At 52.7% G+C, this 26745-nt stretch carries 30 protein-coding genes, 1 tRNA gene and 1 pseudogene; 13 read left to right on the top strand and 19 right to left on the bottom strand.

Going from position 1 to position 26745, the window contains the following annotated elements; translation table 11 throughout:
- Positions 1 to 74: 74 nt before the first annotated feature.
- Together uvrD and gap are read right to left on the bottom strand one after the other, a co-directional pair.
- On the bottom strand, positions 75 to 2282 hold the full coding sequence (uvrD, locus tag ACTHTG_RS04660) for a DNA helicase II (RefSeq protein ID WP_004518981.1): 2208 nt from the start codon (positions 2280 to 2282) through the stop codon (positions 75 to 77).
- A gap of 100 nt (positions 2283 to 2382) precedes the next feature.
- Entirely contained in the window at positions 2383 to 3411 is a 1029-nt protein-coding gene (gene gap / locus ACTHTG_RS04655; RefSeq protein WP_070695274.1) for a type I glyceraldehyde-3-phosphate dehydrogenase, read from the bottom strand.
- A 776-nt stretch (positions 3412 to 4187) separates the two neighbouring features.
- Between gap and ACTHTG_RS04650 the strand changes: the two genes are divergently transcribed.
- The 3 genes from ACTHTG_RS04650 to ACTHTG_RS04640 all read left to right on the top strand — a co-directional run bounded on the left by ACTHTG_RS04650 (position 4188) and on the right by ACTHTG_RS04640 (position 6501).
- Positions 4188 to 5723, top strand: a complete 1536-nt coding sequence (locus ACTHTG_RS04650) for a sodium-dependent transporter (protein WP_083296577.1) — start codon at positions 4188 to 4190, stop codon at positions 5721 to 5723.
- Positions 5723 to 5815, top strand: a complete 93-nt coding sequence (locus ACTHTG_RS04645; protein ID WP_036472778.1) for a methionine/alanine import family NSS transporter small subunit — start codon at positions 5723 to 5725, stop codon at positions 5813 to 5815. Before ACTHTG_RS04650 ends, ACTHTG_RS04645 begins: the two co-directional genes overlap by 1 nt.
- A gap of 308 nt (positions 5816 to 6123) precedes the next feature.
- The gene (locus tag ACTHTG_RS04640) at positions 6124 to 6501 is read left to right on the top strand and encodes a hypothetical protein (RefSeq protein WP_004518977.1); all 378 of its coding nucleotides are present in this window, start codon (positions 6124 to 6126) and stop codon (positions 6499 to 6501) included.
- 80 nt (positions 6502 to 6581) lie between these two features.
- Here the strand turns inward: ACTHTG_RS04640 and ACTHTG_RS04635 are convergent, their stop codons facing one another.
- Together ACTHTG_RS04635 and ACTHTG_RS04630 are read right to left on the bottom strand one after the other, a co-directional pair.
- Positions 6582 to 7277 carry an LrgB family protein gene (locus tag ACTHTG_RS04635; protein WP_039861867.1) on the bottom strand — a complete coding sequence of 232 codons (696 nt, stop codon included), beginning with the start codon at positions 7275 to 7277 and terminating at the stop codon, positions 6582 to 6584.
- A 15-nt stretch (positions 7278 to 7292) separates the two neighbouring features.
- Positions 7293 to 7766, bottom strand: coding sequence for a CidA/LrgA family protein (locus ACTHTG_RS04630; RefSeq protein ID WP_004518974.1), 474 nt, complete (start codon positions 7764 to 7766; stop codon positions 7293 to 7295).
- Between the two features lie 14 nt (positions 7767 to 7780).
- Here ACTHTG_RS04630 and ACTHTG_RS04625 point away from each other — a divergent pair, with 14 nt between their 5' ends.
- Together ACTHTG_RS04625 and mgtE are read left to right on the top strand one after the other, a co-directional pair.
- Positions 7781 to 8674: a LysR family transcriptional regulator gene (locus ACTHTG_RS04625; RefSeq protein ID WP_004518973.1), complete on the top strand. Its 894-nt coding sequence runs from the start codon at positions 7781 to 7783 to the stop codon at positions 8672 to 8674.
- Between the two features lie 245 nt (positions 8675 to 8919).
- Positions 8920 to 10392 (top strand): magnesium transporter, encoded by a 1473-nt coding sequence (gene mgtE / locus ACTHTG_RS04620; protein WP_004518972.1) that lies wholly within the window; start codon positions 8920 to 8922, stop codon positions 10390 to 10392.
- Positions 10393 to 10541: 149 nt separating this feature from the next.
- Here mgtE and ACTHTG_RS04615 read toward each other — a convergent pair whose 3' ends face one another.
- On the bottom strand, positions 10542 to 10808 hold the full coding sequence (locus ACTHTG_RS04615; RefSeq protein WP_004518970.1) for a SemiSWEET family transporter: 267 nt from the start codon (positions 10806 to 10808) through the stop codon (positions 10542 to 10544).
- Positions 10809 to 11026: 218 nt separating this feature from the next.
- Here ACTHTG_RS04615 and ACTHTG_RS04610 point away from each other — a divergent pair.
- Positions 11027 to 11556: pseudogene (locus ACTHTG_RS04610) on the top strand (IS1595 family transposase); the annotation flags it as partial.
- 20 nt (positions 11557 to 11576) lie between these two features.
- Here ACTHTG_RS04610 and ACTHTG_RS04605 read toward each other — a convergent pair.
- On the bottom strand, positions 11577 to 11960 hold the full coding sequence (locus ACTHTG_RS04605; RefSeq protein ID WP_004518967.1) for a hypothetical protein: 384 nt from the start codon (positions 11958 to 11960) through the stop codon (positions 11577 to 11579).
- A gap of 207 nt (positions 11961 to 12167) precedes the next feature.
- On the opposite strand from ACTHTG_RS04605, the gene thiE reads away from it, so the two are divergent.
- The 4 genes from thiE to ACTHTG_RS04585 are packed head-to-tail and all read left to right on the top strand — an operon-like array spanning position 12168 to position 14216.
- A complete protein-coding gene (thiE, locus tag ACTHTG_RS04600; protein WP_004518966.1) occupies positions 12168 to 12785 on the top strand; it encodes a thiamine phosphate synthase in 618 nt (205 codons plus the stop codon).
- A 41-nt stretch (positions 12786 to 12826) separates the two neighbouring features.
- Positions 12827 to 13021, top strand: coding sequence for a sulfur carrier protein ThiS (gene thiS, locus ACTHTG_RS04595; RefSeq protein WP_004518965.1), 195 nt, complete (start codon positions 12827 to 12829; stop codon positions 13019 to 13021).
- A gap of 58 nt (positions 13022 to 13079) precedes the next feature.
- On the top strand, positions 13080 to 13373 hold the full coding sequence (locus tag ACTHTG_RS04590; RefSeq protein WP_039861865.1) for a YciI family protein: 294 nt from the start codon (positions 13080 to 13082) through the stop codon (positions 13371 to 13373).
- Between the two features lie 54 nt (positions 13374 to 13427).
- A complete protein-coding gene (locus ACTHTG_RS04585; protein WP_004518963.1) occupies positions 13428 to 14216 on the top strand; it encodes a thiazole synthase in 789 nt (262 codons plus the stop codon).
- 71 nt (positions 14217 to 14287) lie between these two features.
- On the opposite strand, the gene ACTHTG_RS04580 is transcribed toward ACTHTG_RS04585, so the two are convergent.
- The 9 genes from ACTHTG_RS04580 to ACTHTG_RS04540 all read right to left on the bottom strand — a co-directional run bounded on the left by ACTHTG_RS04580 (position 14288) and on the right by ACTHTG_RS04540 (position 20163).
- A complete protein-coding gene (locus ACTHTG_RS04580) occupies positions 14288 to 15055 on the bottom strand; it encodes a uracil-DNA glycosylase family protein (protein ID WP_004518962.1) in 768 nt (255 codons plus the stop codon).
- Positions 15049 to 15492, bottom strand: a complete 444-nt coding sequence (gene rimI / locus ACTHTG_RS04575; RefSeq protein WP_004518961.1) for a ribosomal protein S18-alanine N-acetyltransferase — start codon at positions 15490 to 15492, stop codon at positions 15049 to 15051. Before rimI ends, ACTHTG_RS04580 begins: the two co-directional genes overlap by 7 nt.
- Entirely contained in the window at positions 15489 to 16196 is a 708-nt protein-coding gene (gene tsaB, locus ACTHTG_RS04570; protein ID WP_440362639.1) for a tRNA (adenosine(37)-N6)-threonylcarbamoyltransferase complex dimerization subunit type 1 TsaB, read from the bottom strand. Before tsaB ends, rimI begins: the two co-directional genes overlap by 4 nt.
- A gap of 129 nt (positions 16197 to 16325) precedes the next feature.
- A complete protein-coding gene (locus ACTHTG_RS04565) occupies positions 16326 to 17000 on the bottom strand; it encodes a glutathione S-transferase family protein (RefSeq protein WP_004518958.1) in 675 nt (224 codons plus the stop codon).
- 8 nt (positions 17001 to 17008) lie between these two features.
- A complete protein-coding gene (locus ACTHTG_RS04560; protein WP_308538544.1) occupies positions 17009 to 17404 on the bottom strand; it encodes a hypothetical protein in 396 nt (131 codons plus the stop codon).
- A complete protein-coding gene (locus ACTHTG_RS04555; RefSeq protein WP_285070964.1) occupies positions 17405 to 18571 on the bottom strand; it encodes a beta-ketoacyl-ACP synthase III in 1167 nt (388 codons plus the stop codon).
- Between the two features lie 19 nt (positions 18572 to 18590).
- Positions 18591 to 18836, bottom strand: coding sequence for a GNAT family N-acetyltransferase (locus tag ACTHTG_RS04550; RefSeq protein ID WP_254345353.1), 246 nt, complete (start codon positions 18834 to 18836; stop codon positions 18591 to 18593).
- A 34-nt stretch (positions 18837 to 18870) separates the two neighbouring features.
- On the bottom strand, positions 18871 to 19779 hold the full coding sequence (locus tag ACTHTG_RS04545; protein WP_308538543.1) for a dialkylrecorsinol condensing enzyme: 909 nt from the start codon (positions 19777 to 19779) through the stop codon (positions 18871 to 18873).
- Between the two features lie 308 nt (positions 19780 to 20087).
- Positions 20088 to 20163 (bottom strand) — tRNA-Phe (locus ACTHTG_RS04540).
- Between the two features lie 204 nt (positions 20164 to 20367).
- Here ACTHTG_RS04540 and ACTHTG_RS04535 point away from each other — a divergent pair.
- Complete coding sequence (locus ACTHTG_RS04535; protein ID WP_308538600.1) at positions 20368 to 20928, top strand: hypothetical protein; 561 nt, start codon at positions 20368 to 20370, stop codon at positions 20926 to 20928.
- 47 nt (positions 20929 to 20975) lie between these two features.
- Here the strand turns inward: ACTHTG_RS04535 and coaD are convergent, their stop codons facing one another.
- The 3 genes from coaD to ACTHTG_RS04520 form a co-directional block, all read right to left on the bottom strand.
- A complete protein-coding gene (coaD, locus tag ACTHTG_RS04530) occupies positions 20976 to 21488 on the bottom strand; it encodes a pantetheine-phosphate adenylyltransferase (RefSeq protein WP_150536938.1) in 513 nt (170 codons plus the stop codon).
- A 107-nt stretch (positions 21489 to 21595) separates the two neighbouring features.
- A complete protein-coding gene (locus ACTHTG_RS04525; protein WP_308538542.1) occupies positions 21596 to 22282 on the bottom strand; it encodes a Bax inhibitor-1 family protein in 687 nt (228 codons plus the stop codon).
- Positions 22283 to 22444: 162 nt separating this feature from the next.
- Positions 22445 to 22720 carry an oxidative damage protection protein gene (locus ACTHTG_RS04520; RefSeq protein WP_003682648.1) on the bottom strand — a complete coding sequence of 92 codons (276 nt, stop codon included), beginning with the start codon at positions 22718 to 22720 and terminating at the stop codon, positions 22445 to 22447.
- A gap of 127 nt (positions 22721 to 22847) precedes the next feature.
- Here ACTHTG_RS04520 and glnE point away from each other — a divergent pair, with 127 nt between their 5' ends.
- Together glnE and ACTHTG_RS04510 are read left to right on the top strand one after the other, a co-directional pair.
- Positions 22848 to 25532, top strand: coding sequence for a bifunctional [glutamate--ammonia ligase]-adenylyl-L-tyrosine phosphorylase/[glutamate--ammonia-ligase] adenylyltransferase (gene glnE / locus ACTHTG_RS04515; protein ID WP_308538541.1), 2685 nt, complete (start codon positions 22848 to 22850; stop codon positions 25530 to 25532).
- A 91-nt stretch (positions 25533 to 25623) separates the two neighbouring features.
- Positions 25624 to 26136, top strand: a complete 513-nt coding sequence (locus tag ACTHTG_RS04510; protein ID WP_004518947.1) for an SH3 domain-containing protein — start codon at positions 25624 to 25626, stop codon at positions 26134 to 26136.
- A 113-nt stretch (positions 26137 to 26249) separates the two neighbouring features.
- Here the strand turns inward: ACTHTG_RS04510 and ACTHTG_RS04505 are convergent, their stop codons facing one another.
- The gene (locus ACTHTG_RS04505; RefSeq protein ID WP_039861861.1) at positions 26250 to 26477 is read right to left on the bottom strand and encodes a hypothetical protein; all 228 of its coding nucleotides are present in this window, start codon (positions 26475 to 26477) and stop codon (positions 26250 to 26252) included.
- Between the last annotated feature and the right edge of the window lie 268 nt (positions 26478 to 26745).

Below are 26745 nucleotides of genomic sequence, written 5' to 3'. Positions count from 1 at the left end.
CTGCGAGGGAATGACGGCGGAGGTTTCGGCAAAATTGCTCCTCCCGTTTTCAGACGGCCTCTGCCATCTCCCTTCTACATCTCTTCCAATTTCGCAAACTTGGTATCTAGCTCTTTTACGCCCTGTTTGCCGAAGTTGATGGTCAGTCGGGCGGATTCGCCTTTGTCCACGGCATCGATGATGACGCCGGTGCCGAATTTGGCGTGGCGGACGTTTTGGCCGATGCGGAAGCCTGCGTAGGTTTGCGGCTGTTTGAAGTCGTCGAGGATTTTGTCTTTGAACGTGGCGGTTTGGCGTGTGTTGCCGTAGCTGTCGTAGACGGGTTTTTTGACGGACAGGTAGTGCAATACTTCGGGCGGGATTTCTTCGACGAAGCGGGAGACGATGCCGAATTGGGTTTGTCCGTGCAGCATGCGTTGTTGCGCCATGGTGATGTAGAGGCGTTTACGGGCGCGGGTGATGGCGACGTACATGAGGCGGCGTTCTTCTTCGAGGCCGCCGCGTTCGGCGAGGCTCATTTCGCTGGGGAAACGGCCTTCTTCCATGCCGGTGAGGAAGACGGCGTTAAATTCCAAGCCTTTGGAGGCGTGGACGGTCATCAGTTGGACGGCTTTTTCGCCTGCGCCTGCTTGGTTTTCGCCGGATTCGAGGGCGGCGTTGCTGAGGAAGGCGAGGATGGGGAAGGCGGGGTCGTCTGAAATGTTTTCAGGCAGGGTTTCAAAGTTGCTGTCTTCGGGTTTGAACTCGATGGCGGCGTTGACGAGTTCGTCGAGGTTGTCGAGGCGGTCTTGGTTGTCGCCTTTTTGGGTTCGGTAGTGTTCGGTCAGGCCGCTGTCTTTGAGGATGCCGACGATGATTTCGGACAGGGGCAGTTGTCCGACTTGGTTGCGCAGGGCTTCAATGAGGCGGACGAAGGCGACGATTTTGGTGGCTTTTGCGCCGGCGTTGCAGGCTGCCTGCCAGAGGGTGATGCCTTGTTCGTTTGAGGCCGTCTGAAGGTTTTCGATGGTGCGTGCGCCGATGCCGCGCGGTGGGAAGTTAATCACGCGCAAGAGGGCGTTGTCGTCGTCGGGATTGACGGCGAGGCGCAGGTAGGCGAGGGCGTGTTTGATTTCTTGGCGTTCGTAAAAGCGCAGGCCGCCGTAGATTTTGTAGGGGATGCCGCTGCGGAACAGGCTTTGTTCGATGACGCGGGATTGGGCGTTGCTGCGGTAGAGGACGGCGATTTCGTCCAAATTCCAGCCTTCGCGTTCGAGGGCTTTGGTTTCGTCCACGATGAATTGGGCTTCTTCGAGGTCGGTAAAGGCGGAGTAGTAGCGGATTTTATCGCCTGCTTCGGCGTCGGTGCGCAGGTTTTTGCCGAGGCGTTCGTCGTTGTTTTCGATGACGGCGTTGGCGGCGGCGAGGATGTTGCCGACAGAGCGGTAGTTTTGTTCGAGTTTGACGGGCGCGTCGATGTGGAATTCTTCCATCAGCGCGGTCATGTTGCCGACGTTTGCGCCGCGGAAGCGGTAAATGCTTTGGTCGTCATCGCCGACGGCAAACACTGCTGCGTGGTTGCCGGCGATTAATTTGAGCCAGGCGTATTGCAGCTTGTTGGTGTCTTGGAACTCGTCGACCAGAATGTGGTTGAAGCGGTTTTGGTAGTGTTGGCGCAGGATTTCGTTGCTTTGCAGCATTTCGTAGCTGCGGAGCATGAGTTCGGCGAAATCGACTACGCCTTCGCGTTGGCAGATTTTGTCGTATTCGGCGTAGCACTCAATCATGCGGCGTGTGTGCGGATCGGGCGCGCTCAATACGGAAGCGCGCAAGCCGGATTCTTTTTGCGCGTTGATAAAGCCTTGCAATGAACGCGGTGCGATGATTTCTTCGGCGATGTTGAGGCTTTTGAGCAGACGTTTGATGAGGGAGAGTTGGTCGCCGCTGTCGAGGATTTGGAAGGAAGAGGGCAGGCCTGCGTCGCGGTGGTGCAGGCGCAAAAAGCGGTGGCAGAGGCCGTGGAACGTGCCGAGCCACATGGCGCGGACGTTGACTGGAATCATTGCGCCCAAACGGGTCTGCATTTCTTTGGCGGCTTTGTTGGTAAACGTTACCGCCATAATGCTGTGCACGCTGGCTTGTCCGCTTTGCAACAGCCAGGCGATACGCGTGGTCAGCACGCGCGTTTTGCCGCTGCCTGCGCCTGCCAAAACGAGGGCGGATTGCGGCGGCCAGGTTACGGCGGAGAGTTGTTCGGGGTTTAAGCCTTGCAGGAGGTTGGGGGCGGATTCGTTGGGAAACATGAAGAGGCCGTCTGAAAATAAATGGGAATGCGATATTTTAAAGGAAATACAAAAGGCCGTCTGAAAAGATGTTTCAGACGGCCTTTGTGTTGGAAGCCGATTAGAACGGACGTACTTCCAAACCGAACATACGGCGAGCGGTGTTCAGCATTTGGCAGCTGAAGCCCCACTCGTTGTCGTACCATGCGAACACTTTAACCATTTTGCCTGCGGTGACTTTAGTCAGCGTAGAGTCAAATGTGCTGGCTTGGGTAGTGTGGTTGAAGTCCATGGAAACCAGCGGCAGGGTATTGTAGGCCAATACGCCTTTCAGACGGCCTTCTTCGGAAGCGGCTTTCATCAGCGCGTTGATTTCTTCGGCGGAAGTGTCGCGACCTGCTTGGAAGCTCAGGTCAACCAGGGAAACGTTGACGGTCGGTACGCGGATGGCGAGGCCGTCGAGTTTGCCTTTCAGGTCCGGCAATACCAAACCGACGGCTTTGGCAGCACCGGTTTTGGTCGGAATCATGTTTTCCACGCCGCTACGCGCACGGCGCAGGTCTTTGTGGCGTACGTCGGTGACGGTTTGGTCGTTGGTCAGCGCGTGGATGGTGGTCATCACGCCGTTTACGATACCGATGTTTTCGTTCAATACTTTGGCAACAGGTGCCAGGCAGTTGGTGGTACAAGACGCGTTGGAGATAACGGTCATGTCGTCGGTAATCACGTCGTCGTTTACGCCGTAAACGATGGTTGCGTCAACGTCATCGCCGCCGGGAGCGGAAATCAGCACTTTTTTCGCGCCGCTTTCCAAGTGGATTTTGGCTTTCTCTTTGCTGGTGAACGCGCCGGTACATTCCATTACCAAGTCAACGCCCAATTCGCCCCATGGCAATTCGGCTGGGTTGCGGGTGGAGAAGTAAGGGATTTTTTTACCGTCGATGATGAGGTGTTTTTCATCATGGGAAACATCGGCGTCAAAGCGGCCGTGAACAGTGTCGAATTTGGTCAGGTGAGCATTGGTCTCGATGCTGCCGCTGGCATTGATGGCAACGATGTCGAGTTGGTCTTGCAGTTTGTAGTCGAAAATAGCGCGCACTACTTGGCGGCCGATGCGGCCGTAACCGTTGATGGCAACTTTGATACCCATGGCTTTTCCTCTTCTTTTGGGTTTGGGTTGTGGATTGAATGGCGGCAATTATAGCAAAAATGTAGTGCTGTGTAATTAATGTTTTATTGAAATTTTTTGGTTTGATTATTTTTAATTGTGGATAATTAGAGTAGAAATGCAGGTTTAAATTTAATGTTATTTAATATTTTTTGAAATTTTATTTTTATTAATTCCATTTTTTGGTGTTTTGTGTCCGTTTTAAATCACGGTAATGAAGGAAACGGGAAAAGGTGGATTGTTTTTGTTTATATTAAACGGAATTTTGGGACGGTTTCTTGATTACAACATGCAACAGTGAAATTTTCAGACGGCCCGGATTGGACGGAAGGAAAACAGGCCGTCTGAAACATTTTGATGACGGGGGATTTGAATGCGTTGGGTTGCCGCTTTTCCTTACGGGATAAGGGAAAGGCGGTTTGCGGCGAGGGCGGTTGTCAGTGGGAAGGGGAGGGAAAAACGGGGCTTGGGTGTTGCGTTTGGCTTGTATATAAAGAAGTGTATGAAGATTTTAGTCGTAGTGCATGAAGATTTTCCTTGCGATTTTAATGCAATACTGACTTGCCAACAGTGTTAAATTTTTTTACGATAAGGTCAGATTATGTTTGCATGGCCATAAGCGGTGCATTCTTTAAATACCGGATATTATCCTTGTCCGAATATCTATTTTAACCGGCCGGTTTGTCCGACCTGATTTCTAAATATATACGCGCAAGGCCGGGAGGCCTTGACGACACTCGATTTTTAAGAGGTTCATCGTGTCAAATTCTCAATCCAGCGAACGCGCGACGTTTAGCAGTCGCCGTGCCTTTATGTTTGCCGCCATCGGCTCGGCCGTGGGCTTAGGCAACATTTGGCGTTTCCCTTACATCGCCTTCGACAACGGCGGCGGTGCTTTCGTCCTCCCTTATTTGGTTGCGCTGTTGACGGCGGGTATTCCGCTGTTGCTGCTCGACTATGCCATCGGCCACCGTTACCGCGGTTCGCCTCCTTTGGCCTTCCGCCGCCTCGGCCGTTGGTTTGAGCCGGTGGGTTGGTGGAACTTTCTGACCAACGTCATCATCTGTATCTACTACGCCGTGATTGTCGGCTGGGCGGCAAGCTATGCCTATTATTCTTTGACTTCGGCATGGGGTACGGATCCGCAGACCTTCTTCTTCAAAGACTTCCTGCAAATGGCCGATGCCAAAGACTTGGGCTTGGATTTTGTCGGCAAAGTTGCCGGTCCGTTGATTGCCGTGTGGGTGTTTACGCTGGCGATTATGGCTTTGGGCGTGCAAAAAGGTGTGGCCGGTGCGTCCACATTCTTCATGCCTTTGTTGGTGGTAATGTTTGTCATCATGGTGGGCATTGCGCTGACTCTGCCGGGTGCGGCAAAAGGTTTGGACGCTTTGTTTACGCCTGACTGGAGCCGCTTGGCGGATCCGAAAGTCTGGGTAGCCGCATATGGTCAGATCTTCTTCTCGCTCTCCATCTGCTTCGGCATCATGATTACTTATTCTTCTTACCTGAAGAAAAAAACCGACTTGGGCGGCACCGGCTTGGTTGTCGGCTTTGCCAACAGCAGCTTTGAGTTGCTCGCCGGTATCGGCGTATTTGCCGCATTGGGCTTTATGGCTCAAGCCGCAGGCAAAGAAGTCAGCGAAGTGGCATCCAACGGTATCGGCTTGGCGTTTATCGCGTTCCCGACCATCATCAACCAAGCGCCGATGGGCGCGTTGATCGGCGTGTTGTTCTTCGGCTCGCTGGTGTTTGCCGGTGTAACTTCTATGATTTCCATCGTTGAAGTGATTGTGGCTGCAATTCAAGACAAAATGAACATCGGACGTGTCAGCGCAACGTTGATTGCTGGCGTTCCCATGGCGATTATTTCCACCTTGCTGTTCGGTACGACCACCGGCCTGCCTGTGTTGGACGTATTGGACAAATTCATCAATACTTATGGCATTGTGGCTTCCGGTTTTGTTTACGTTTTGGCGATTGTCTTGTTGAACAAGCTGCCGGAACTGCGTAACCACTTGAACGCGCTGTCTTCCATCCGTGTCGGCAAAGTGTGGACAGCCAGCGTGGTGGTTACCGTCGCCATGCTCGGCTATATGCTTTATCAGGATACTGCCGGCCTCCTAAAAGAGAATTACAGCGGCTATCCTGACAGCTTCCTCAATATCTTTGGTTGGGGCATGGTGGGCGCCATCCTCGTATTGTCGGTCTTGCTGTCATTCTTGCCGTGGGAACACGGTCAGGGCTTCAACGTCAAAGACGAACATGAACACGAACGTGAAGGAGACGAATAATGAGTACTTCAGCCATTATTATGATGCTTGTCGCATTGATCGTCATTTGGGGCGGATTCATCGTCTCCGTCCTGCGCCTGCCTAAAGAATAAGGTTTGAGCAAATGAAAAGGCCGTCTGAAAGTCATTTTTCAGACGGCCTTTTTGTTACATAGCAAGGGACGGAAGAGGGGGAATCATCTTGGTGGACGGCATGTGCGAGATTTTTAATAATGGATGACCGGGTATGATGTATAAATTATATCTATTTGTTTTAAAAAGATTTAAATACGATTATCGTGTTAATAAACCGTTGTTCCCTTCAATCTTTGCCCGCTGTTTTCTTTGTTCTAGAATAGAGTCCGCAATGCCTTTTATGAGGCATTAGGTACAGTATCCGTTTATTTGTTAAGGAGAATTTCATGGCTAAAGTACATCAACCAAGTAAAGAAAGTGATTCTGAAGATTTTGTTATCCGCCTCGATCCGCGCGAGTGGGACGGTACTTTTTCAGGAGAAGGCAAAGGGCCTAATGATGGCTATGACGATGATCATATCATCCGCCTTGATCCGCGTGAGTGGGAAGGTTTTGAGCCTGCACAGCCGGCCGCGAAGCCGATATTGGAATCCAAAGCTTTCGATGGAGATGAGCTTTTGAGCCGTGAGTTTGGTGAGGCTGATCCTCTTGATTCTTCTGCTGGTCTTTCCTCAGACAATGCGACCTATTCAAACAATGGTACAGGTTCATCTGCGTTGGATACCATTCATGATTTAGCAGAGGCTTCTATTTTCAAACTGTAATCGTTCCATAATATAAAAGGCCGTCTGAAACCGATATGTGTTTCAGACGGCCTTTTTGTGTATGGTCATCGGGACGAAGCCTAACTCATCATCCAAATTACCAAATGCACCATGGTTGGGCCAAACAATACCATAAACAGTCCGGCCAAAATCATGGTCAGGCTGGCCATTACGCCTTCGGTTTCATGGCGTTGTCCGGCGCGCGATGTGCCGAAGCCGTGGGCGGCATTGCCAAATGCTACACCGTTGGCGGTACGGAAACGGATGCGGGTGAAGGCCAAAAACAGGTCGCCGAATATCATGCCGACAAAGCCGGTGATGATGGTGAACAGGGAAACGAGCGAGGCTGAACCGTGGATTTCGCTGGCGAGGACGACGGCAAACGGCGTGGAGATGGAGCGCGCCATTAGGCTGTTGGTTACTTCGTTGTTGAAGTGGAACATATGGCTCATGAGGAATGCGCTGACTACGCCGACAAACATGCCCACCATAATGGCGATGGAGAGGATGGGCAGCTGGCGGCGGATGACTTCGCGGTTTTCATAAATGGGGACGGCAAAGGCAACGGTAACCGGAGTGAGCAGGAAGACGATGCCTTGGGTATATTTGTGGTAGGTGTCGTAATTGACGCCGAATGCCAGCAGCAGGAGGATGGTGCTGACGGAGACGGTAACGACGGGGGAGAAAATCATTAAGGGTTTTTTGCGGTGGATTTTTTTGGCAACGACATAGGCAAAGCAAGTCCAGATGAAGCAGGCGAGGGCAGTGTAGTCCATTTTTATTCTCTATTTTTAGGAGTGGAGTTTTTTGTAGAGGCGGCGTTTCCAGCGGTAGCAGAAATCGAGAGTCAGGGCGGTGCTGATCATCACGAGCGCGGTGCCGACGGCGATGGTCAAAATCAGCTGCCAACCTTCGGACATCAGCAGGTCTTGATATTGCAAGACGGAAACCATGATGGGGATGAAGAAAAAGACGAGTTCGCCCAATGCCCATTTTGCGCCGCGATCAACCATGCCCGGGCGGATGATGCCGAGCCCTAAAAGGGCGAGCATGAGGAACAAGCCCAATACGCCTGAAGAAACAGGCAGATGCGTGAAGCGGACGATAAGGTCGGAGACGCCCCATACTGCGCCGATGATGGCAAGCTGCAAGGCCGTCTGAAAAAATCTGGTGAGGGAGTCCATGATATGGGTGTGTGTTGAATGAAAGGCTTGATTATAGAAACCTAATTTCTGCATAATATGAATTATTAAACGAATAATCATGCCTTAGAGGAATAATGGATTTCAAAAGCCTGCATTGTTTTGCCGAACTCATCCGCCTGCAAAGTTTTTCGGCCACGGCTTCCGCGTTGAATTTGACGCAGCCGACGGTCAGCAAAATCATCCAGTCTTTGGAAGAAGAATTGGGCGTGCCGCTTTTGTGCAGAGAAAACGGACGCAAAAAGCGGCAGGTGCAGCCGACCGCAATCGGCGAAGAAGTCTATCGCCATGCGTTAAACCTTTTACACGAACGCGATTTGCTGCTGGCCCGCGTTGACGATTACCGCCATGTCAAAAGCGGGACGCTGCGTTTGGGTTTGGCCTTGTTCGGCAGCGATTTGCTCAGTCATGCGCTGTTTGATTTCCACCAAAAATGGCCGGACATAGAATTGTCGTTTTTGGAACAAGGTTCGCTCGCCATCGAGCAATCCCTGCGCAACAACGAACTCGATGCCGGGCAGCTGCTCGCGCCGGTTCACGAAGACTTCGACAGCATCACGTTGTGCGACTATCCGCTGGTGGTCTTGATGCCGAAAAATCGGGCGAGACACGATGCGCTGACGCTCAAAAGCCTGCAACACGAGCCCTTCATCCTTTTTGGTGCAGGCTTTTCCCTCAACGAAACCATTCAGACGGCCTGCCGCAATCAAGGTTTTACGCCCAACGTTGTCTGCCGTACCGGACAATGGAATTTGGTCGCCGACATGGTGGCGCACAATATGGGCATTGCCTTGTTACCCGAATACTATGCCCGAAAAATCAATCCCGATGTCTTTGCCGCCATTCCTTTGGTCGAACCCGAAATCCGCTGGCAGCTCACCATGGCATGGAAGAAACACCAACGCCCGACGCCGGCCTTAAGGGCTTGGTTGGACGTGGTCAGGGAAGCGTTCGGCAGGCGAAACAAATAAAATCAAATCATCAGGCCGTCTGAAAAAAAAGGGTGTCGTTATCACCCGCTTTCAGACGGCCTTTCCCGTTAAAAATGGTAAAACGGCCTAAAAAAGAGTAGAATATGCACCGTTTACAACTCTGCGCCTCTCAGCAGGCTCGAATTATGGACCTTCCCAGTTCGCCTTTGAACTTCCCATCAGACACACAACAACCATAATCATCCCGCCGAAATGCCTCCCCGCGTCCGGCGGGCGGAGCATTTATGAGCATCGAACAAACCCCTCCGAATCTCGACCATACCCCCGACAATGAAGCGGTGGAAGACCGCATTTCTGACGATCGCATCTCTGACGATATCGACCGCATCCACGCCTTATGCGAAATCCTCGAGCCGTCCTTTGAACAAATCGAAGCAGGCGTGCCGATTGAAGACGAAAGCCTGCGTGACAAGTTCACCGAGCTGACCGTCCTCTTGGCCGAGTTGCACCCTGCCGACGTGGCCGCCGTCTTGGAATCCCTGCCGCCGCGCGAGCGTAACATCGTCTGGCTTTTGGTCGCCCCTGAAGACGACGGCGAAGTCTTGCTGGAAGTATCCGACGCCGTACGCGAAACGCTGATCGAGTCCATGGACAAAGACGAGCTGTTGGCCGCCGTCGATGATTTGGACGCAGACGAATTGGCAGAACTGGCAGACGACCTGCCGCACCAAGTGGTGTACGAAGCGCTGCAAACGCGTGATGAAGAAGAACGCGAGCAGGTCAAAGCGGCGATGTCTTACGAAGATAACCAAGTCGGCGCGATTATGGACTTTGAATTGGTCAGCATCCGCGCCGATGTGGCGTGTGAAGTCGTGTTGCGCTACTTGCGCCGTTTCGACAGCCTGCCCGACCATACCGACAAGATTTTCGTGGTTGATGAAAACGACGTGTTGCAAGGCGTGCTGCCCATCCGCAAACTCTTGGTCGCCGACCCCGAAGACATGGTGGCGGACGTGATGGCCACCGATGTCGTGCGCTTCCGTCCCGAAGACGACGTGGAAGAAGCGGCACAGGCGTTTGAACGTTATGACTTGGTCACCGCGCCGGTTGTCGATGAAAACAAAAAGCTGATCGGCAGGATCACCATTGACGAAATGGTGGACGTGATCCGTGAAGAATCCGAAGCCGACATGTTTAACATGGCCGGTTTGCAAGAAGAAGAGGACTTGTTCGCCCCGATTTGGGACTCGGTGAAAAACCGCTGGATGTGGCTTGCCATCAACCTGTGTACCGCCTTTATCGCCAGCCGCGTAATTGGCGCATTTGAAGGCAGTATCGAGAAAATCGTCGCACTGGCTGCGCTGATGCCCATCGTCGCCGGCATCGGCGGCAACTCCGGCAACCAAACCATCACCATGATCGTCCGCGCCATGGCAATGGGACAAATGACCAGTACGCAGGCAGGCCGCCTGCTGAAAAAAGAAGTCGGCGTCGCCCTCGTCAACGGCATTATTTGGGGCACGGTAATGGGCGTGATTTCATGGCTGCTCTACGGCAACATCGGCATCGGTTTGGTCATGGTGGCCGCGATGACCTTGAACCTTTTGCTGGCCGCGACCGTCGGCGTCCTCATTCCCGTCATGATGGACAAAGCCGGACGCGACCCGGCATTGGGCAGCTCGGTGCTGATTACCGCGGTTACCGACTCCGGCGGCTTCCTGATTTTCTTGGGATTAGCAACCATGTTCCTGTTGTAATAGGAAAAAAAAGACGTGTTCGATACGTCCTTTTCAAACCGTTTAAAAGGCCGTCTGAAATTTCAATTTTCAGACGGCCTTTGCTGTTTTTTAAAGCTTTACATCATGAGGGCGTTTAGTTTTGGGGCTGACGTAGATTAGCCCCTTGTTTAAAGCGAAGTCAGAAAAGTCAGAAATCCCAATATCACGCCGACTGCGTTGGGTATAATCAGAATCCAGTCTTTCCGGGGTTCTTTGCTCCAACCGTACAAAACCCAAATCAGACAGGATACTGCTGCAAACAGGGGTTGCCACGGCTGCGCCTTTGCCCCTTGCATATTGGCGATAATTTGGGGGATATAGGCGACAAATACGAAAATACCTATTGCCGCTCCTATGCTGCCGACAACGGTATTGAATTTTGCTTTGCTTATCATGCTGGTAAGTCTCCTTTTAATATGAAAATCGAGGCGGTAGATAATATGGGCAGGCTGACTCAGCCGAGGGAACAGCCGCAGCCGCAATGATGTTCGTGGCCTTGGCCATGTTCGTCCGAATCTTCGGCAAGCAGGGCTTCGTAGTCGCCGCTTTCAATCAGGCTGACCAGTTCTGCCGGACTTTCCGCGCCTTCTACCTAGTCGCAGGATAAATAACTCTATTCTACCGCAAAATATGTATGTCATCATCCATCATTTGGCCTTGGCTGCCGATGAGGTTTTCGAGGGCTCTGTCGAGCTGGACGAAAGCTATTTCGGCGGACAGCGTAAAGGCAGACGTGGTCGAGGTGCGGCAGGAAAAGTGGTTGTCTTCGGCATTCTGAAACGCAACGGACGGGTCTATACCGTTGTGGTGGATAATGCCAAGTCTGAAACGTTATTCCCTGTCATCAAAAAGAAAATCATGCCGGACAGCATTGTTTACACGGATAGCCTGAGCAGCTATGATAAGTTGGACGTGAGCGGTTTTATCCATTACCGCATCAACCATTCCAAGGAATTTGTCGACCGTCAGAACCACATTAACGGCATTGAGAATTTTTGGAATCAGGCAAAACGTTTCTTGCGAAAATACAACGGAATCGATCGCAAATCTTTCCCGCTGTTCTTGAAAGAATGCGAATTTCGATTTAACTTCGGCACACCGTCTCAACAGCTTAAAATCCTGCGAGATTGGTGTGGAATTTAGGGCTAATCTACGTCAGCCCCTTAGTTTTTGATGACGTTTACGGCGTAATGGGCAGTAGTGTTACGGCGGGCTTGGGCGCGCATCATATAGACCTGCACTTTATATTTGCCCGATTGGGTAGCGATACCGTCAAATTTATCGCCTTGTGCCGAACCGTTAAATACGGCTTCATCGTCTTTGGGTGCCCATACGTTGAAATAGGCGTTAGGGCTGCCGGTTTTACTGATGCGCAGGCGGTCGCCCTTGCGTACGGAGAACAAATGCTCGGCGGTTTGATAGCCGGTGATTTTGCCGGAAAAACGCTGCTTGGTTTGTTTGTGTGCCGAAGCTGGTTTTGAAGCTTCCGCTTTAGGCGTGGCGGCATTTGAATAAGTGGTAAACAGTAAGGGAAGGGCGGCTAACAAGAGAAATTTTTTTCATGGGTTGGGTCTCCGAATGTGGGGCGCCAATATGGCACTCATTTTGATAACCCATCAGTATGTTCATATTTTTATAAAGCCAAAGCCGAATAGGGCAATATTCATTTTTTCAATCAGGCCGTCTGAAAACAAATATTATTCAGACGGCCTTTTCTGATAATATAACAACGAATTATTCCTTTCGGAGCCGTTATGACCTTCCCGCCACTCAAATCTCCCCTGAAATTTTACGCCGTTGTTCCCACTGCTGACTGGGTCGAGCGCATGGTCAAAGCAGGTGCCGACACGGTGCAACTGCGCTGTAAAATCCTGCATGGCGACGAGTTGAAACGCGAAATCGAACGTTGCGTCGTAGCCTGTCAAAACAGTGCAACCCAGCTTTTCATCAACGACCACTGGCGCGAAGCGATTGCCGCAGGTGCATACGGCGTGCATCTCGGGCAGGAAGACATGGACACTGCCGACCTAGCCGCGATTGAAGCTGCCGGTTTGCGCTTGGGCTTGAGTACGCACTCTGTTGCCGAACTCGATCGCGCCTTGTCCGTACAACCTAGCTACGTCGCCAGCGGCGCGATTTTTCCGACCACGACCAAACAAATGCCCACCGCCCCGCAAGGCTTGGAGAAACTGCGCGAATATGTGAAACAGGCTCGCGGCATACCCGTCGTCGCCATCGGCGGCATCGATTTGAACAACGCTGAAGATGTACTTGCCACCGGCGTTTCCTCCCTCGCCGTCGTCCGCGCCGTTACCGAAGCGGAAAATCCCGAAGCCGTGGTTAAAGCGTTTCAGGCTTTGTGGGATGAATAAGGCCGTCTGAAAATAAGAAGTCTGACAAGAGGAGCAGCATTATGAAGATTATATTAAACAATGAAGCCATCACATTAAACGGCACAACCGTTGCCGACCTTATCGCCCAAACCGCGCCGCAGAAACCGTTTGCCGTTGCCGTCAATACCCAGTTTGTCGCCAAAGGCGCGTATGCGGAAACGGTTTTAAACGAAAACGACAAAGTGGACATTGTGCGCCCCGTAGTCGGCGGATAAGCGGTTTTACTGCGTGTATAGCTGCGCTATTGGTTTAATGCTGAGAAAAGGAAAAGAAATGTTTATCGTATCGTTGGAATATATTAAAGACTTGGCTGCGGTTGAAACCTACCTGTCCGAGCATATTGCGTATCTTGAACGGTATTATCAAGCAGGTGTATTTGTGATGTCTGGACGCAAACAGCCGCGGACAGGCGGCATTATCCTGATGAAAGCATCAGGCAGGGAACAGGTGGAAAAGTTAATTGCAGAAGACCCATTTCACCGAGAAGGCGTAGCGAAATACACAATTACCGAGTTTATTCCGACTAAGGTCGCGGAAGGACTTGAAAACTATTTGGAAACTATCTGAACCGATTTTTCAGAAGGCTATCGCCCCAAAAATAATATTACAAAGGAATCCATCATGTTTACCCTATATGGAGAAACTTTCCCTTCACGGCTGCTACTCGGTACGGCTGCTTATCCGACGCCGGAAATCCTCAAGCAGTCTGTTCAAATCGCGCAACCGGCGATGATTACCGTTTCATTGCGCCGCGCCGGCAGCGGCGGCGAAGCGCACGGGCAGGGTTTTTGGTCGTTGTTGGAAGAAATGGGTGTGCCTGTGTTGCCCAATACCGCAGGCTGTCAAAGCGTACAGGAAGCTGTGACCACTGCGCAAATGGCGCGCGAAGTGTTTGATACCGATTGGATTAAGCTCGAACTTATCGGCGATGATGACACGTTGCAGCCCGACGTGTTCCAACTGGTCGAGGCGGCGGAAATCCTGATTAAAGACGGCTTCAAAGTACTGCCTTATTGCACCGAAGACCTGATTGCCTGCCGCCGACTGCTCGACGCAGGCTGTCAGGCGTTGATGCCGTGGGCGGCGCCGATTGGCACGGGACTGGGCACGGTTCATGCTTATGCGCTGAAAGTCCTGCGCGAACGTCTGCCCAACACGCCGTTGATTATCGATGCGGGGTTGGGTTTGCCTTCGCAGGCGGCGCAAGTGATGGAATGGGGTTTTGACGGCGTGTTATTGAATACCGCCGTTTCCCGAAGTGGCGATCCGGTCAATATGGCACGCGCTTTTGCGCTTGCGGTCGAGTCGGGCCGTCTGGCTTATGAGGCGGAACCTGTGGAGGCGCGTGAGAAAGCGCGCGCCAGTACGCCGACGGTGGGTCAGCCTTTCTGGCATTCGGCGGAATATTGAAAAACATTAGGGCGTGTCGAACACGCCCTTTTTTGTTGGTGAAAAACCTGATTTCAGGTTGAACAGAATGTTCAGACGGCCTTGGCCAAAAGCTGTTTCAATGGCTTTAAGATTTGCCATGCCTGCGCTTTGAGTTGCGGCTGCATCAGCAGGCGGGCGGGGTGGGGAATGACGAAATGCGGCCGCTCTGCGCACAATTCGTTCATCAGCCCGATCATGTCGGGGCTGTCGAAGATTTTGCCGAGGAACAATACTGCGCGCGCTTGCGAAGCGGTCAGCTCGTTTTGCATTTCGGCAAGCTCGGAGCGGATGTGTTCGGCATCGGGCAGGGCAGTGAATACGGGCGCGGTTTTGACCCATGCGGTTTTGTGCGCCTGCTCGGGCTTGAGGCCGATGGCGGCGAGGATGTTGTCGAGAAGCGTGCCGACATCGCCGCTAAACAGTGTACCGTGCAGGCTGTCTTCGGTGGACGGGCAAATGCTGACCACCATGATTTCAGACGGCCTGATGGTTACGTCAAGGCGGGGCAGATTGTCTGAATGCGCGGCTTTTTCTGTTTTTGTCGGTGTTTCGGCAATGGCTTTGGGTGCTGCTTCGGGAGCGCGGACAGCCGGTTTGGCCGCTTGCGCAGTAGCGATGGCGGCAGTGCGTGCCTGATGGGCACCTGCGGATAAAGTGCGCACGGTTTGCGCGGTATCGGCAGCAATGGTTTTGGGGCGGACGGGTGCGGCTGATGTTGCGGTTTGAGGCGCGGCATGGATGATTTTGGCGTTTCGGTTCAGCCACATCGGGCCCAAGCCCAAGGCTTCGTGCAGGTGCAGATAGCGGCTGCTTAACATGATTTCTCCATCAATACGGCATCTTCGCTGCCACCGTCGGGCAGGGCGTAGTAGTTTTTGCGGCGACCGCAGGTTTGGAAGCCGTGTTTGCGGTAGAGCTGTTGCGCGGTTTCATTGCTTGCGCGGACTTCGAGCAGCAATCGGGTTGCGTCTTGCTGTTGCACTGCGTTTTGCCAGTGTTGTAGCAGGGCGGATGCAATGCCTTGTCGGCGGTATTCTGGCGCAACGGCAATCAGGTGCAGCTCGGATTCGTCAAACACGGTTTGCCACACGATAAAGCCGGTAATTTGGTGGTTGGTCTGGCTGAGCCAAACGCTGTCGGGATGGTGTTGAACCGCCGACTCAAACTGTTGCGCCGTCCACGACGAGGGATTGCCTTGTGCGTCGATGGCGGCAAGGGTGGGGCAGTCGGCAAGTACGGCTGGGCGCAGGTTCACGGTTTGGCCTTTTGTTGGGCTTGCTCTTGCGCGGTCAGGGCAATTTTGTTGCGGACGTAGAGCAACTCGGCGTGTGCCGCGTCAGTAGCAATATAGCGGCCGCTGCGGGCAAGTTTAAGATAGTCGGCGGCGGTCGGCATATCGGCTTGACCGTCAAAAGGCGGTTTGTCGGCGAGGGCAAAGGCATTACCGATGCCGCCGCTAGGCGTTTGGCCTTCGGGCGCGGCAATGGCGGAGGCTTTGCCAACCGTGTAATCGCTCAAGCGGACGTGGTTTTGCGTATCAAACCATGCGTAGAACACTTCGCCCATACGCGCATCTGTGGCTGCCAGTACACAGCTTGATGGTGGCAACAGCGAAGCGGCGGCATCGAGGCAGGGAATGCCGATCATGGGCGTGTCAAACGGCGTGGCCAAACCTTGTGCAACCGCCGCGCCGATACGCAGGCCGGTAAATGCGCCGGGGCCCTGTGCATAAACGATGCAGCCCAAATCGGCGGCCGTGATGCCTGCTTCTTTAAAGAGGCGCTCGATTTGCGGCAGGATTTGTTCGGATTGCTTGGTGCCGACGTTTTCATGAAACAGGCGGATTTTGCCTTGATGTTCCAATGCGATGGACAAAAAGGATGTGCTGGTGTCGATAGCAAGAGTCGGGCGGTTGTCGGTTGGCATGATGTTATTTTTTAGAAGGATATGGATTGCCATTATAGTGGAACGGCGAGGGGGAACAAAGCATTCGGGCGGCGCTTGGGTAAAAACGCCGTTTGCCGCAAAGCTATTCGATAAGTGAACCAAGGTTTCAGGCCGTTTGAAAACGTTTCAGACGGCCTTGTTTTATTTGTCGAGTTTCAATAAAGGCGAACCTGCTTTTTCAACGGCGCGGCGGTAGGCTTCATGCGCTTCGATGCGCTGCAAATAGGCACGGATATTGGGGTAGTCGGCAAAATCGAAGCGGTCGGCCGCGGCTTGCAGCGGATAGCTCATCATGATGTCGGCACCGCTAAGGCTGTTGCCGACCAACCATTCGCGGTTTTCCAACTCGCTGTTGATGTGGGCAAGATGCAGGGCGGCTTGCGGATGGATAAAGCTGCTTTTGACGCTACTGCTGATTTTGCGGGCAATCGGTTTGACGAAAAACGGCATGGGCGCGCTTTCAATCCGGCGGAACACCAGTCCGAGCAGCAATAACGGCATCAGCGAACCTTCGGCATAATGCAGCCAGCGTTGATATTGCCAGTATTCGCGGCTGCCGCGTTCGGGCATCAGACGACCGTTGCCGTAGGTTTGAATCAGGTAGTCAGTAATCGCGCCGCTTTCCGCCAAGATAAAGCCGTCATCATCCAATAAAGGCGATTTGCCCAAGGGATGGATGGCTTTGAGTTCGTCAGGGGCGAGCAAAGTGTCAGGATGACGGCAGTAGGTTTGCAGGCGGTAGGGCGTACCGAGGATTTCAAGCAGCCAAACAATGCGCAGGGCGCGGGATTGCTCGAGAGAATGTAGGGTAATCATGAGGGACTTTAAATATCGGTTTGTTTGAGGTTGTCTATGCTGATTTGGCAGGCATCGGCGTATTTTTGCAGGGTTTTGGCCGGTAGTTTGGCGAACACTTCGGGGCGGAAATGCCGACGCAGCTGCCATTTCCATACGCCTGCCGCCATGGCCAAGCCGGTTTCATCATAACGGCAGCGGAACATATGGTAGTACAGCGGAGAATACTCGCCTTTTTCGACGGCTTTGCGCGCGGCCTGTGTTTGGGCATCGAGTTCGCACACCGCCATTTCGGTGGCGTAGGCTTCGTCCTGCCAACCGTTGCTGGTGGCCGCTTCGTAGTGGCCGTCGCGGGTGCCGTAGATGACTTTGCGGTGGCCGTGGTAGCTGGCGCTGTTGTCTTGAGGGATGTCGTCAATCTTCATTCAGACGGCCTTTACTGCTTCCAAAAGCATGAAACATGTTGAAAAGCGTCCGCTTTCCGGAACGTAACACAGGATTTTTTGGCCGTGTTCGATGGGGAAGGTGCGCATAAATTCTTCAAGGATGATGTAAATCGAGGCCGAACCCGTGTTGCCCTTGCTGTGCAGATTGGTAAACCATTTTTCCTGCGGAATGTCGAAGCCGATGTTTTTCAGGCCGTCTGAAAGGCGGTCGCGGAAAAAGCCGGAAGAGTAGTGGGGTAGGAACCAATCGATTTCTTCGGCGCGGATGCCGTGTTTGGCGGCGATTTGGGAGAGGGGTTTTTCCACTGTATAGCGGACGATGTTTTCGTTCAGCAGTTTGACGTCCTGTTTGACCGCCATCAGGCTGTGGCGGCGGCCGTAATCGGCATCGGCGTGTTTCCAGCCTTCAAATACGCCGTCGCGGAATTCTGCGCCGGCATACATGCAGGGCGGCATTTCGTTGGCGTAGGAAAGCAGGTCTATCCAATGGATTTTGAGGCTGAGGCCGTCTGAATTGGGGCGGTCGGACAGATACACCGCGCCTGCGCCGTCAGACAGCATCCAGCGTAAAAAGTCTTTTTCAAACCCGATTTCGGGGGACGCGTTTTCCAGTTTTTTATGGTCGGTTTCACTTTGAAATACTTCGCCGCGCATGACCGCCGAGGCATTTTCGGAGGCAACGGAAACCGCATGTGCGTGTTCGCCGGTGCGCACGGCGTTGTAGGCATGTTTCATCGCCGCCATACCTGCCGCGCATACGCCTGCCATGCTGAACACTTCGCAAGGCGGCATATCCAGCAAACCATGCACCATCACGCCGTGTCCGGGCATGGTTTGGTCGGGATAGGAAGTGGCGCAGGCCAGGCTGCCGATGGCTTCTGCCGCAACGCCTTGGGCAAACAGGCCGTTGACCGCTTCGGCGGCCAACTCGGCATTGGTGTGCGTCGTACGGCGGCTTTCGGGGTCGATGGCGTAATGGCGCGACAAAATGCCGTTGGAGCGCAAAATCATACGGCGTACGCGTGAAGGTACATCGCCTGCCATGCCGAGGACGGCTTCCATTTCGTCGTTGCCGACGGGTGCATTGGGCAAAAAGGCAGAAACGCGGTTGAGATAAACGTCTTTGAGTGTGTTATTCGATGTCATGATGTGTTTGTCAAAATAATCAACCGATAAACCGCGCCGCGTAGTCGCAGCTTGCAGTCAACGGGATGTGGTGTGCTTCGGCGTATTCCATCAGCGCGTCCACCAGCAGTTTGGCAATGCCGCGATGACGGAAGTTGGGTGAGACCTCGGTATGGTTTACGTCCCAGCCGCCGTTGTGTTCGGTATAGCTGATATAGCCTGCTTCCAAACCGTCAATATCGATTTGAAAGCGACGGCGTTCGGGGTAGTGGATCACTTCGGGCATGATGGGTTCCTGGTTTGAGGCCGTCTGAAAAGTATTATCTGCCTGACGGTTGTCCATAATAATCCGCCAGCTTTTTCAGACGGCCTTTAAGCAGCGGATGCAGCAGCTTTTTCAAAATCACGCTGACAGGCAAAACCACCAAAATCATCGCCAATAAAAAGACGATGTAAAAGCACAGCAAGGCACGGCGCAAAAGCGGAGAAATACGGCCTGCCGCCATCAAAAGCCTGCCCCAGACGAAGAAGCTGCGGCCGGCGGCGCGTTCGCTGAAAATCAGTTTTTCATTAACCGTCACTGCGCCCATGTTTTGAAACAGGGTTTCGTCCAAGGGCTGTTGGTTTAACAGCGCATCGCGCAATTTCGTCCCAAACCGCGCCGCATCCGCCAATTCTTCTTCAGCAATGCCGGCGGAGGGCAGGGAGCGGAAATAGCGTTTGTCGCCGGTCAGCATCCATGCGGGCGTGGTAATGAAACTGGCCGCGCTGTTGCAGGCATCGATTTTTACGATGTTGCCGATGAGTTTGGCGCCGTTTTGTTTCAGCAAAGATTTCATTTTTTCCTGCGCGCCCAGCCACATATTGCGGCAGCCGATAAGCGTGATGACCGGTTTGCCGTCCAGCAGGCGGCGCGTTTCTTCGCGTTGCAAAAAGGCGGTCATCGGTTGCGAAGGAGAGAGGAACCAAACGGTGTAGGCAATGACCACCACATCGTAATCTTCAGATGGAATGTGCGGCGGCAGAATCGGGGCGGGCTTTAAATGGACGGTTTCCGGAAAGGTATCGAAAAAACGCCAAAACGGCCACGGAAACGGAAATGCCTGCTCCGGGACGATATTGACGCAATCGACCTGTATGCCGGCTGTTTGCAACGGCGCGGCAAAATTTCGCGCCAGGCTGGAGAGCTGCCCCGTTTGCGAGTAATGCACAATCAGCACTTTTTTCATTATCTTCCCTGCAATGAGTAAGTTATGGTTGGTTTGGACGGTATTATATAGTAAACCGACCGGCCTTGAACTTTATTCATATTCAGTATGTTCGCGAAGGTTTCAGCCGGTTTGGATGGAAGCGCCGTATTCTGTCGGAATGGGGCGGTAAAGCGGATTTTTATGCCATGCCAACATGAACAACGGCCGTCTGAAAATTTTCAGACGGCCTTGTGTGGAAATCGGGACGCATGGTCTGGAGCAGGATTTGCGCTAAGTATGGCGTGTAAATCGTATAGACAAAAAAATAACCGCTTCAAGGCGGTTGGTGGTGGCCAGAGGCGGAATCGAACCGCCGACACACGGATTTTCAATCCGTTGCTCTACCAACTGAGCTATCTGGCCTTCGCGTGTTTCGTTGCGAGATGTGAATTAAACCAAATTTCGTTGCCTTGTGCAAGCGTTTGTAGGCTTTATTTTTGAGGCGGTAAATTAAGATTTTGTTTTGTATTGAATTATTTTTCGGTTCAATTAGCAGTTTTTAGGTTTGCCGGTTTGATTTTCAGACGGCCTAAGATACAATCGGCTTTTTTGCTTTGGATTTATGCCATGCTGTATGTGTTTGTTCGTGATATGTGGGATGTTTTGCGTTTGCGCTATCGTTCGCCGGAGACGTATTTGTATTCGCCTTTGGTGATGGCGGCGGTGTTGCTGCTGTTGGGTGTGGTGAACGCGGCCAGCATGTCGCCTTTGTTTGGCAGTGGCGCGGCGGCGGTGTGCCTGTCGGTAATTTTGGTGATTGTGAAATGGTTGGTGTTGAGCCGCTCGATGCGCAAGGTGCTGCATTATTACGGTGCGCCCCGGCTGCCTTTGTGGGGCTTTATTTTGGTGTCTGAGGCGTTGCTGCTGCCGCTGTTGCTGGTGTTGTATGTGCCGGCGTTGGCTGCGTTTGCGCTGTTGTGGCAGGCTTGGGTGTTTGTGGTGCAGGTACGCGGTTTGATGTGGATGGGGAATGCGACGGTAGGCCGTGTTTTGGTAGGTTATCTGTTGTATGGTTTCGGCGTGTTGTGTGTGGGTACGGTGATTTTGATACTGTTTATTGCCGCCGGTTGGTTGGACATGGAAACGTTGAATCAAAACCTGCAGGTGTTGATGTCTGCCCGTAAATAATCAATGAAAATTGGAAGGCCGTCTGAAATGTTCGGACGGCCTTTGTTTTATGTGTTTGTTTCGTGGTCTTGCAGGATTTTTTGATAGACGGGGTCGGGGAGGTAGCGGCCTATCATATCGCGCCAGCCTTGTGGGCCGACCAAGCCTTTGACCATGGTGGAGGACACTTCGGCAATTTCGCGTGGCGGCATCAGGAAGACGGTGGAGATTTCGGGGGCGATGTCGCTGTTGATGTAGCGCATCGAGCGTTCGTATTCGTAGTCGGCGGCGGAACGGATGCCGCGGACGATAAAATTGGCTTTGGCTTCGCGGGCGTAATCGACCAAAAAGCGGTTTTCAAACACACTGATGCGGACGTTTGGGAAGGGGTGGGTAATGGCATTGAGCATGGCGCGGCGTTCTTCTATGGTGTAGGTGCTGCGCTTTTCGGGATTGGTACCGATGGCGACGATGAGTTCGTCAAAGAGGGATTGGGCTTCCTGTATCATCCACAGGTGGCCGAGGGTGGGAGGGTCGAAGCTGCCTGCGTACACGGCACGGCGCGGAGTGGTCGTGGTCATTTTGGGTTGGGAATGGGGTTTGTGTGGCGTTCAGGATAGGGGAGTTTGCCGGTGATGTCAAAAATCAAAAAGGCCGTCTGAAATTTCAGACGGCCTTTGCGGCTTTATCAGTCGTCACCACTAATAGAGATGAGGATTCTCAAGAGGCTGCTGAAAATGTTGTAGATGGAGATGAAGATGGTCAGCGCTGCGCTGATGTGGCTGTCTTCGCCGCCGTCGATAACGGCACGCACCTGCCACATAATCATCAGGGAACTGAAGACAACGAAGCCGGCCGCGATGGTCAGGCTCAGGGCAGGGATGTTGAGGAAGATGTTGGCCACAACAGCAATCATGAGCACGATGGCACCGGCACCGAGGAAGCTGCCGAGTTTGTTCATATTCATTGTGGTGCGGCGTGCCATGGCGGACATGGTGAAGAATACGCCGGCGGTCATGGCGGCGGCCGTACCGACGATTTGCGCGCCGTTGTTAATCGCCAGGGTGTATTGCAGCATAGGGCTGATGGCAAGGCCCATGCCGAAAGTGAAGATCATCAACAGGGCGACGCCGACGTTGCTGTAACGGTTTTTCTCGATCAGGAAGGTCATGCCGTAGAAGAAGCCGAAGAAGGCGGCCAGGGCAACATAGTATGAGCCGAATATGGCAAAAATGTTAAAGCCTGTTTTGGCGGAAAAGAACGCGCCGGCAATGGCAGGAATGAAAGACAGGCCGAGCAGGCGGTAGGTTTTTTGCAGGACGGTATTTTTGGCAACCGAGCCTTGCGAGGTATAGTCGTAAACGTCGTTTTGCATGGCGTTTGCTCCAGTGTGGATTGAAATGAATGAAATTTGGATTTTAACAGAAAATCATGGGTTTGTATGATTTATCTGTTCTATTTGTCTAATATGCGGGGCAATCGGGAATTTTAAAGGCCGTCTGAAAATCGGGTTTCAGACGGCCTCGGCGTTTAATGTTTATTTAGGCTCTTGCGGAACGTAGCCTTGTACGGCATCTGCGCCGTCGCCGAAGAAGTATTGTTCCATCTGCTGGGCGAGGTATTCGCGTGCGCGAGGGTCGGCAAGGCTTAGGCGGTTTTCGTTGATGAGCATGGTTTGGTGGCGGGTCCATGCCATCCATGCTTCTTGGGAAACGTTTTCGAAGATGCGTTTGCCCAGCTCGTTGGGCAGCGGCGGAAATTTCATGCCTTCGGCTTCTTTGCCGAGTTTGACGCAGTGAACCATACGGGTCATGGCGGTTTCCTTATGATGGGTTGCAAAGTTGGTATTTTAGCCGATTGCACGGATAGGGGAAAGCGTGGCTTTCAGACGGCCTGAAACCTTGCTATGATGGTCTTTTCTGTTTATTCAGGCAAAGATTATGAACCGCCTCGATACTGCCCGCCGTTATTCCCTTTTTCTCGCCCGCAACCTTGATTCAGGCAAACTCAAGCCCGAAATTTTCCTGCCCATGCTGGACAAGGTGTTGACCGAAGCGGATTTCCAAGCCTTTGCCGACTGGGACAAAATCCGCGCGGAAGAAAACGAGGAAGAATTGGCGCGGCAGTTGCGCGAGTTGCGCCGTTATGTGGTGTCGCAGATTATCGTGCGCGATATCAACCGCATCAGCGATTTGAACGAAGTAACCCGCACGATTACGCTGTTTGCCGATTTTGCCGTCAATACCGCGCTGGACTTTGCCTACGCCTATTATCGGGACATGTACGGCACGCCGATCGGGCGTTATACGAAATCGCCGCAGCATTTGAGCGTGGTGGCGATGGGCAAGGCAGGCGGCTATGAGTTGAATGTATCTTCCGACATCGATTTGATTTTCATCTATCCCGAATCGGGCGATACCGACGGCAGGCGCGAACGCGGCAATCAAGAGTTTTTCACCAAAGTCGGGCAGAAACTGATTGCATTGTTGAACGACATTACCGCCGACGGGCAGGTGTTCCGCGTCGATATGCGGCTGCGGCCGGACGGTGATTCGGGCGCGCTGGTGTTGAGCGAAACCGCGCTGGAGCAATATCTGATCACGCAGGGGCGCGAATGGGAGCGCTATGCGTGGTGCAAAGGCCGCGTGGTTACGCCGCATCCGAACGACATCAAATCGCTGGTGCGCCCTTTTGTGTTCCGCAAATATCTGGATTACAGCGCGTATGAAGCGATGCGCAACCTGCACCGCCAAATCCGCAGCGAAGTCAGCAAAAAAGGCATGGCGGACAACATCAAACTCGGCGCGGGCGGCATCCGCGAAGTTGAATTTATCGCCCAAATTTTCCAGATGATACGCGGCGGACAAATGCGCGCGCTGCAACTGAAAGGCACGCAGGAAACGCTGAAGAAACTTGCCGAGCTGGGCATCATGCCGTCTGAAAACGTCGAAACCCTGCTCGCCGCCTACCGCTTCCTGCGCGACATCGAACACCGCCTGCAATACTGGGACAACCAGCAAACCCAAACCCTGCCCTCCTCGCCCGAACAGCAGCAACTGCTTGCCGAAAGCATGGGTTTCGACAGCTACGCCGCCTTTTCAGACGACCTCAACGTTCATCGGAACAAGGTCAATCAGTTGTTCAACGAAATTTTGAGCGAACCCGAAGAGCAAACCCTAGACAACAGCGAATGGCAATGGGCATGGCAGGACAAGCCCGACGAAGAAGAGCGGCAAGGCCGTCTGAAAAAACACGGGTTCGATGCCGAAACCATCGCCGCAAGGCTAGACCAAATCCGGCACGGCCATAAATACCGCCACCTTTCCGCACACGCCCAGCCGCGTTTTGACGCCATCGTGCCGCTGTTGGTACAGGCGGCGGCAGAGCAAACCAACCCGACCAATACGCTGATGCGGCTGTTTGACTTCCTCGAAAACATCAGCCGCCGCTCCGCCTATCTCGCCTTTCTCAACGAGCATCCGCAAACCCTGGCACAACTGGCGCAGATTATGAGCCAAAGCTCATGGGTGGCGGCGTATCTGAGCAAATATCCGATTCTGCTGGACGAACTCATCAGCGCGCAGCTTTTGGATACCGCGTTCGACTGGCAAGCCCTCGCCGCAGCCCTTTCAAACGACCTCAAAGCCTGCGGCGGCGACACCGAAGCGCAAATGGACACGCTGCGCCATTTCCAACACGCCCAAGTCTTCCGCCTCGCCGTTCAGGACCTTGCCGGATTGTGGACGGTAGAATCACTTTCCGACCAGCTCTCCGCACTTGCCGACACCATCCTCGCCGCCGCCGTGCCGTGCGCGTGGGCGGACATGCCCAAAAAACACCGCGACACGCCGCAATTTGCCATCATCGGCTACGGCAAACTGGGGGGTAAAGAACTCAGCTATTCCTCCGACCTTGACTTGGTTTATCTTTACGACGATCCGCATCCCGATGCAGGCGACGTGTACAGCCGTCTTGCCCGCCGCCTGACCAACTGGCTTTCCGCTGCTACCGGCGCAGGCAGCCTCTACGAAACCGACCTGCGCCTGCGCCCCAACGGCGACGCAGGTTTCCTCGCCCACAGCATCGCCGCCTTTGAAAAATACCAGCGCGAAAACGCATGGACGTGGGAACACCAATCCCTTACCCGCGCCCGTTTTATCTGCGGTACGCCTGATGTTCAGACGGCCTTCGACCGCATCCGCACCGAAATACTGACTGCCGAACGCGACCAAACCGTTTTAGCAGGCGAAATCATCGAAATGCGCGAAAAAATGTTCCCCACTCATCCGCCTGCCGACAGCAACGTCAAATACGCGCGCGGCGGCGTGGTCGATGTCGAATTTATCGTCCAATATCTGATCCTTGCCCATGCCCGCCAGTATCCGCAACTCTTGGACAACTACGGCAACATCGCCCTATTGAACATCGCTGCCGACTGCGGCCTCATCGACAAAACTCTCGCCGAACAAAGCCGCACCGCCTACCGCTTCTACCGCCAGCAGCAACACAACACCAAACTGCGAGATGCCAAAAAAACCGAAGTAACGGACGAATTGCTGACCCACTACGGCAACGTGCGAAAACTATGGCGGGAAGTATTCGGGGTAGAAGTGAAATTCGGATAAGCAGGCGGGCGTATTCAGCGTCAAAGCCTGCACGGCAACACAATTTACCGCCACAACAAACTCACTCTAAACATACTAAGGAAAACCAACCATGAAGAAAATGGCACTGTTTTTAACGGTTTTACTATCGTCGGCAGCAGCCCAAGCCGCTGATTACTTTTTGCCTTATGCCGAATGCGATGGCTCTGCAAACGTTCGTGCTGCTCCTGATACACGCAGCAAAATCATGACCGTATTGGATTATGAAAGCAAAAAACATAAAATACTCAGTAAACAGGGTAAATGGTTTCATATTCAATTAGACGGAATCCGTACAGGCTACGTCCATCAAAGCCAAGGCTTTATTGTGCACAATTATGTTGTCGCCAGCCCTGACGGATCGGCAAACGTCCGTAACAACAGCTACCCCGAAGAACCGATCAGGCAAGGCGAAATCATCAAAACACTCCCAAACGGAACACGTGTACAGATCGCCCCAGCCTTCAGAAAAGGCGACTGGTTGTGGTACAGCAATCAGGGAGCTTACACAGAAAAAGACGAGTATGGTCATCATATTTCGATTCAGGGTTATATCCATAAAAGTCAACTTCGACGCATGGAGTAATAAAGCAAGCAATTTATTCTATTAAGGCATACTTTCAGACATAAAGTAGGTACTGTTTTGCCGAAGATATAAAAAAGGCCGTCTGAAACTTTTCAGAAGGCCTTTTATAGCATTTATTCTTCTTCCTCTTCTGCTTCTGCCTCTGTCTCTGCAGGTTTTTCAAGGAAGTTGCCTGCCAACCACAGTAAAGCGCCACTACCTGTAATGCCTGCTTTAATCCATAGGGCGGTATCTTCGCCCCATTCGTAAATCCAAGCCAAAACTTTGGGTACTGCGTTCATATAATTCAAACCGAATGCCAATACGCCGAGGATAAATAAAGTACTGCCCAAGCTTTTCATCATTATTCCTTATAAAATCAAATGGGTGCATCAAAGACAATTAGTAGGTGCAATGATGCTGAGTGAATGTAAATATGTCAAAAGATGGCATTATAGTAGGTTTTATGTAAGGAAGATATTTTTATAAAAACTGATTGGCAGCTTGAAGCGGTTAACTGCCGGGTATAGAGGGAAGATTTTTGTTTACGTATTACTGATTTAGCTTGAGCATAATCTGAAAAACTGTTTTCATTTTCTGTTGATATTGTGATACAGCAAAACAAGTTCT

This window comes from Neisseria sp. P0017.S009, assembly GCF_051957375.1.
Taxonomy (GTDB): Bacteria; Pseudomonadota; Gammaproteobacteria; order Burkholderiales; family Neisseriaceae; genus Neisseria; species Neisseria perflava.
The sequence above is the reverse complement of the archived record's forward strand: the minus strand, read 5'-3'. Positions and strand labels throughout refer to the sequence as shown.

Excerpts from the sequence above, each read along its gene's own strand:
- uvrD (WP_004518981.1), bottom strand. The coding sequence starts at position 2,282 with ATGTTTCCCAACGAATCCGCCCCCAACCTCCTGCAAGGCTTAAACCCC.
- gap (WP_070695274.1), bottom strand. The coding sequence starts at position 3,411 with ATGGGTATCAAAGTTGCCATCAACGGTTACGGCCGCATCGGCCGCCAA.
- ACTHTG_RS04645 (WP_036472778.1), top strand. The coding sequence starts at position 5,723 with ATGAGTACTTCAGCCATTATTATGATGCTTGTCGCATTGATCGTCATT.
- ACTHTG_RS04640 (WP_004518977.1), top strand. The coding sequence starts at position 6,124 with ATGGCTAAAGTACATCAACCAAGTAAAGAAAGTGATTCTGAAGATTTT.
- ACTHTG_RS04635 (WP_039861867.1), bottom strand. The coding sequence starts at position 7,277 with ATGGACTACACTGCCCTCGCCTGCTTCATCTGGACTTGCTTTGCCTAT.
- ACTHTG_RS04630 (WP_004518974.1), bottom strand. The coding sequence starts at position 7,766 with ATGATTATTCGTTTAATAATTCATATTATGCAGAAATTAGGTTTCTAT.
- ACTHTG_RS04625 (WP_004518973.1), top strand. The coding sequence starts at position 7,781 with ATGGATTTCAAAAGCCTGCATTGTTTTGCCGAACTCATCCGCCTGCAA.
- mgtE (WP_004518972.1), top strand. The coding sequence starts at position 8,920 with ATGAGCATCGAACAAACCCCTCCGAATCTCGACCATACCCCCGACAAT.
- ACTHTG_RS04615 (WP_004518970.1), bottom strand. The coding sequence starts at position 10,808 with ATGATAAGCAAAGCAAAATTCAATACCGTTGTCGGCAGCATAGGAGCG.
- thiE (WP_004518966.1), top strand. The coding sequence starts at position 12,168 with ATGACCTTCCCGCCACTCAAATCTCCCCTGAAATTTTACGCCGTTGTT.
- thiS (WP_004518965.1), top strand. The coding sequence starts at position 12,827 with ATGAAGATTATATTAAACAATGAAGCCATCACATTAAACGGCACAACC.
- ACTHTG_RS04590 (WP_039861865.1), top strand. The coding sequence starts at position 13,080 with ATGTTTATCGTATCGTTGGAATATATTAAAGACTTGGCTGCGGTTGAA.
- ACTHTG_RS04585 (WP_004518963.1), top strand. The coding sequence starts at position 13,428 with ATGTTTACCCTATATGGAGAAACTTTCCCTTCACGGCTGCTACTCGGT.
- ACTHTG_RS04580 (WP_004518962.1), bottom strand. The coding sequence starts at position 15,055 with ATGTTAAGCAGCCGCTATCTGCACCTGCACGAAGCCTTGGGCTTGGGC.
- tsaB (WP_440362639.1), bottom strand. The coding sequence starts at position 16,196 with ATGGCAATCCATATCCTTCTAAAAAATAACATCATGCCAACCGACAAC.
- ACTHTG_RS04565 (WP_004518958.1), bottom strand. The coding sequence starts at position 17,000 with ATGATTACCCTACATTCTCTCGAGCAATCCCGCGCCCTGCGCATTGTT.
- ACTHTG_RS04560 (WP_308538544.1), bottom strand. The coding sequence starts at position 17,404 with ATGAAGATTGACGACATCCCTCAAGACAACAGCGCCAGCTACCACGGC.
- ACTHTG_RS04555 (WP_285070964.1), bottom strand. The coding sequence starts at position 18,571 with ATGACATCGAATAACACACTCAAAGACGTTTATCTCAACCGCGTTTCT.
- ACTHTG_RS04550 (WP_254345353.1), bottom strand. The coding sequence starts at position 18,836 with ATGCCCGAAGTGATCCACTACCCCGAACGCCGTCGCTTTCAAATCGAT.
- ACTHTG_RS04545 (WP_308538543.1), bottom strand. The coding sequence starts at position 19,779 with ATGAAAAAAGTGCTGATTGTGCATTACTCGCAAACGGGGCAGCTCTCC.
- ACTHTG_RS04535 (WP_308538600.1), top strand. The coding sequence starts at position 20,368 with ATGCTGTATGTGTTTGTTCGTGATATGTGGGATGTTTTGCGTTTGCGC.
- coaD (WP_150536938.1), bottom strand. The coding sequence starts at position 21,488 with ATGACCACGACCACTCCGCGCCGTGCCGTGTACGCAGGCAGCTTCGAC.
- ACTHTG_RS04525 (WP_308538542.1), bottom strand. The coding sequence starts at position 22,282 with ATGCAAAACGACGTTTACGACTATACCTCGCAAGGCTCGGTTGCCAAA.
- ACTHTG_RS04520 (WP_003682648.1), bottom strand. The coding sequence starts at position 22,720 with ATGACCCGTATGGTTCACTGCGTCAAACTCGGCAAAGAAGCCGAAGGC.
- glnE (WP_308538541.1), top strand. The coding sequence starts at position 22,848 with ATGAACCGCCTCGATACTGCCCGCCGTTATTCCCTTTTTCTCGCCCGC.
- ACTHTG_RS04510 (WP_004518947.1), top strand. The coding sequence starts at position 25,624 with ATGAAGAAAATGGCACTGTTTTTAACGGTTTTACTATCGTCGGCAGCA.
- ACTHTG_RS04505 (WP_039861861.1), bottom strand. The coding sequence starts at position 26,477 with ATGAAAAGCTTGGGCAGTACTTTATTTATCCTCGGCGTATTGGCATTC.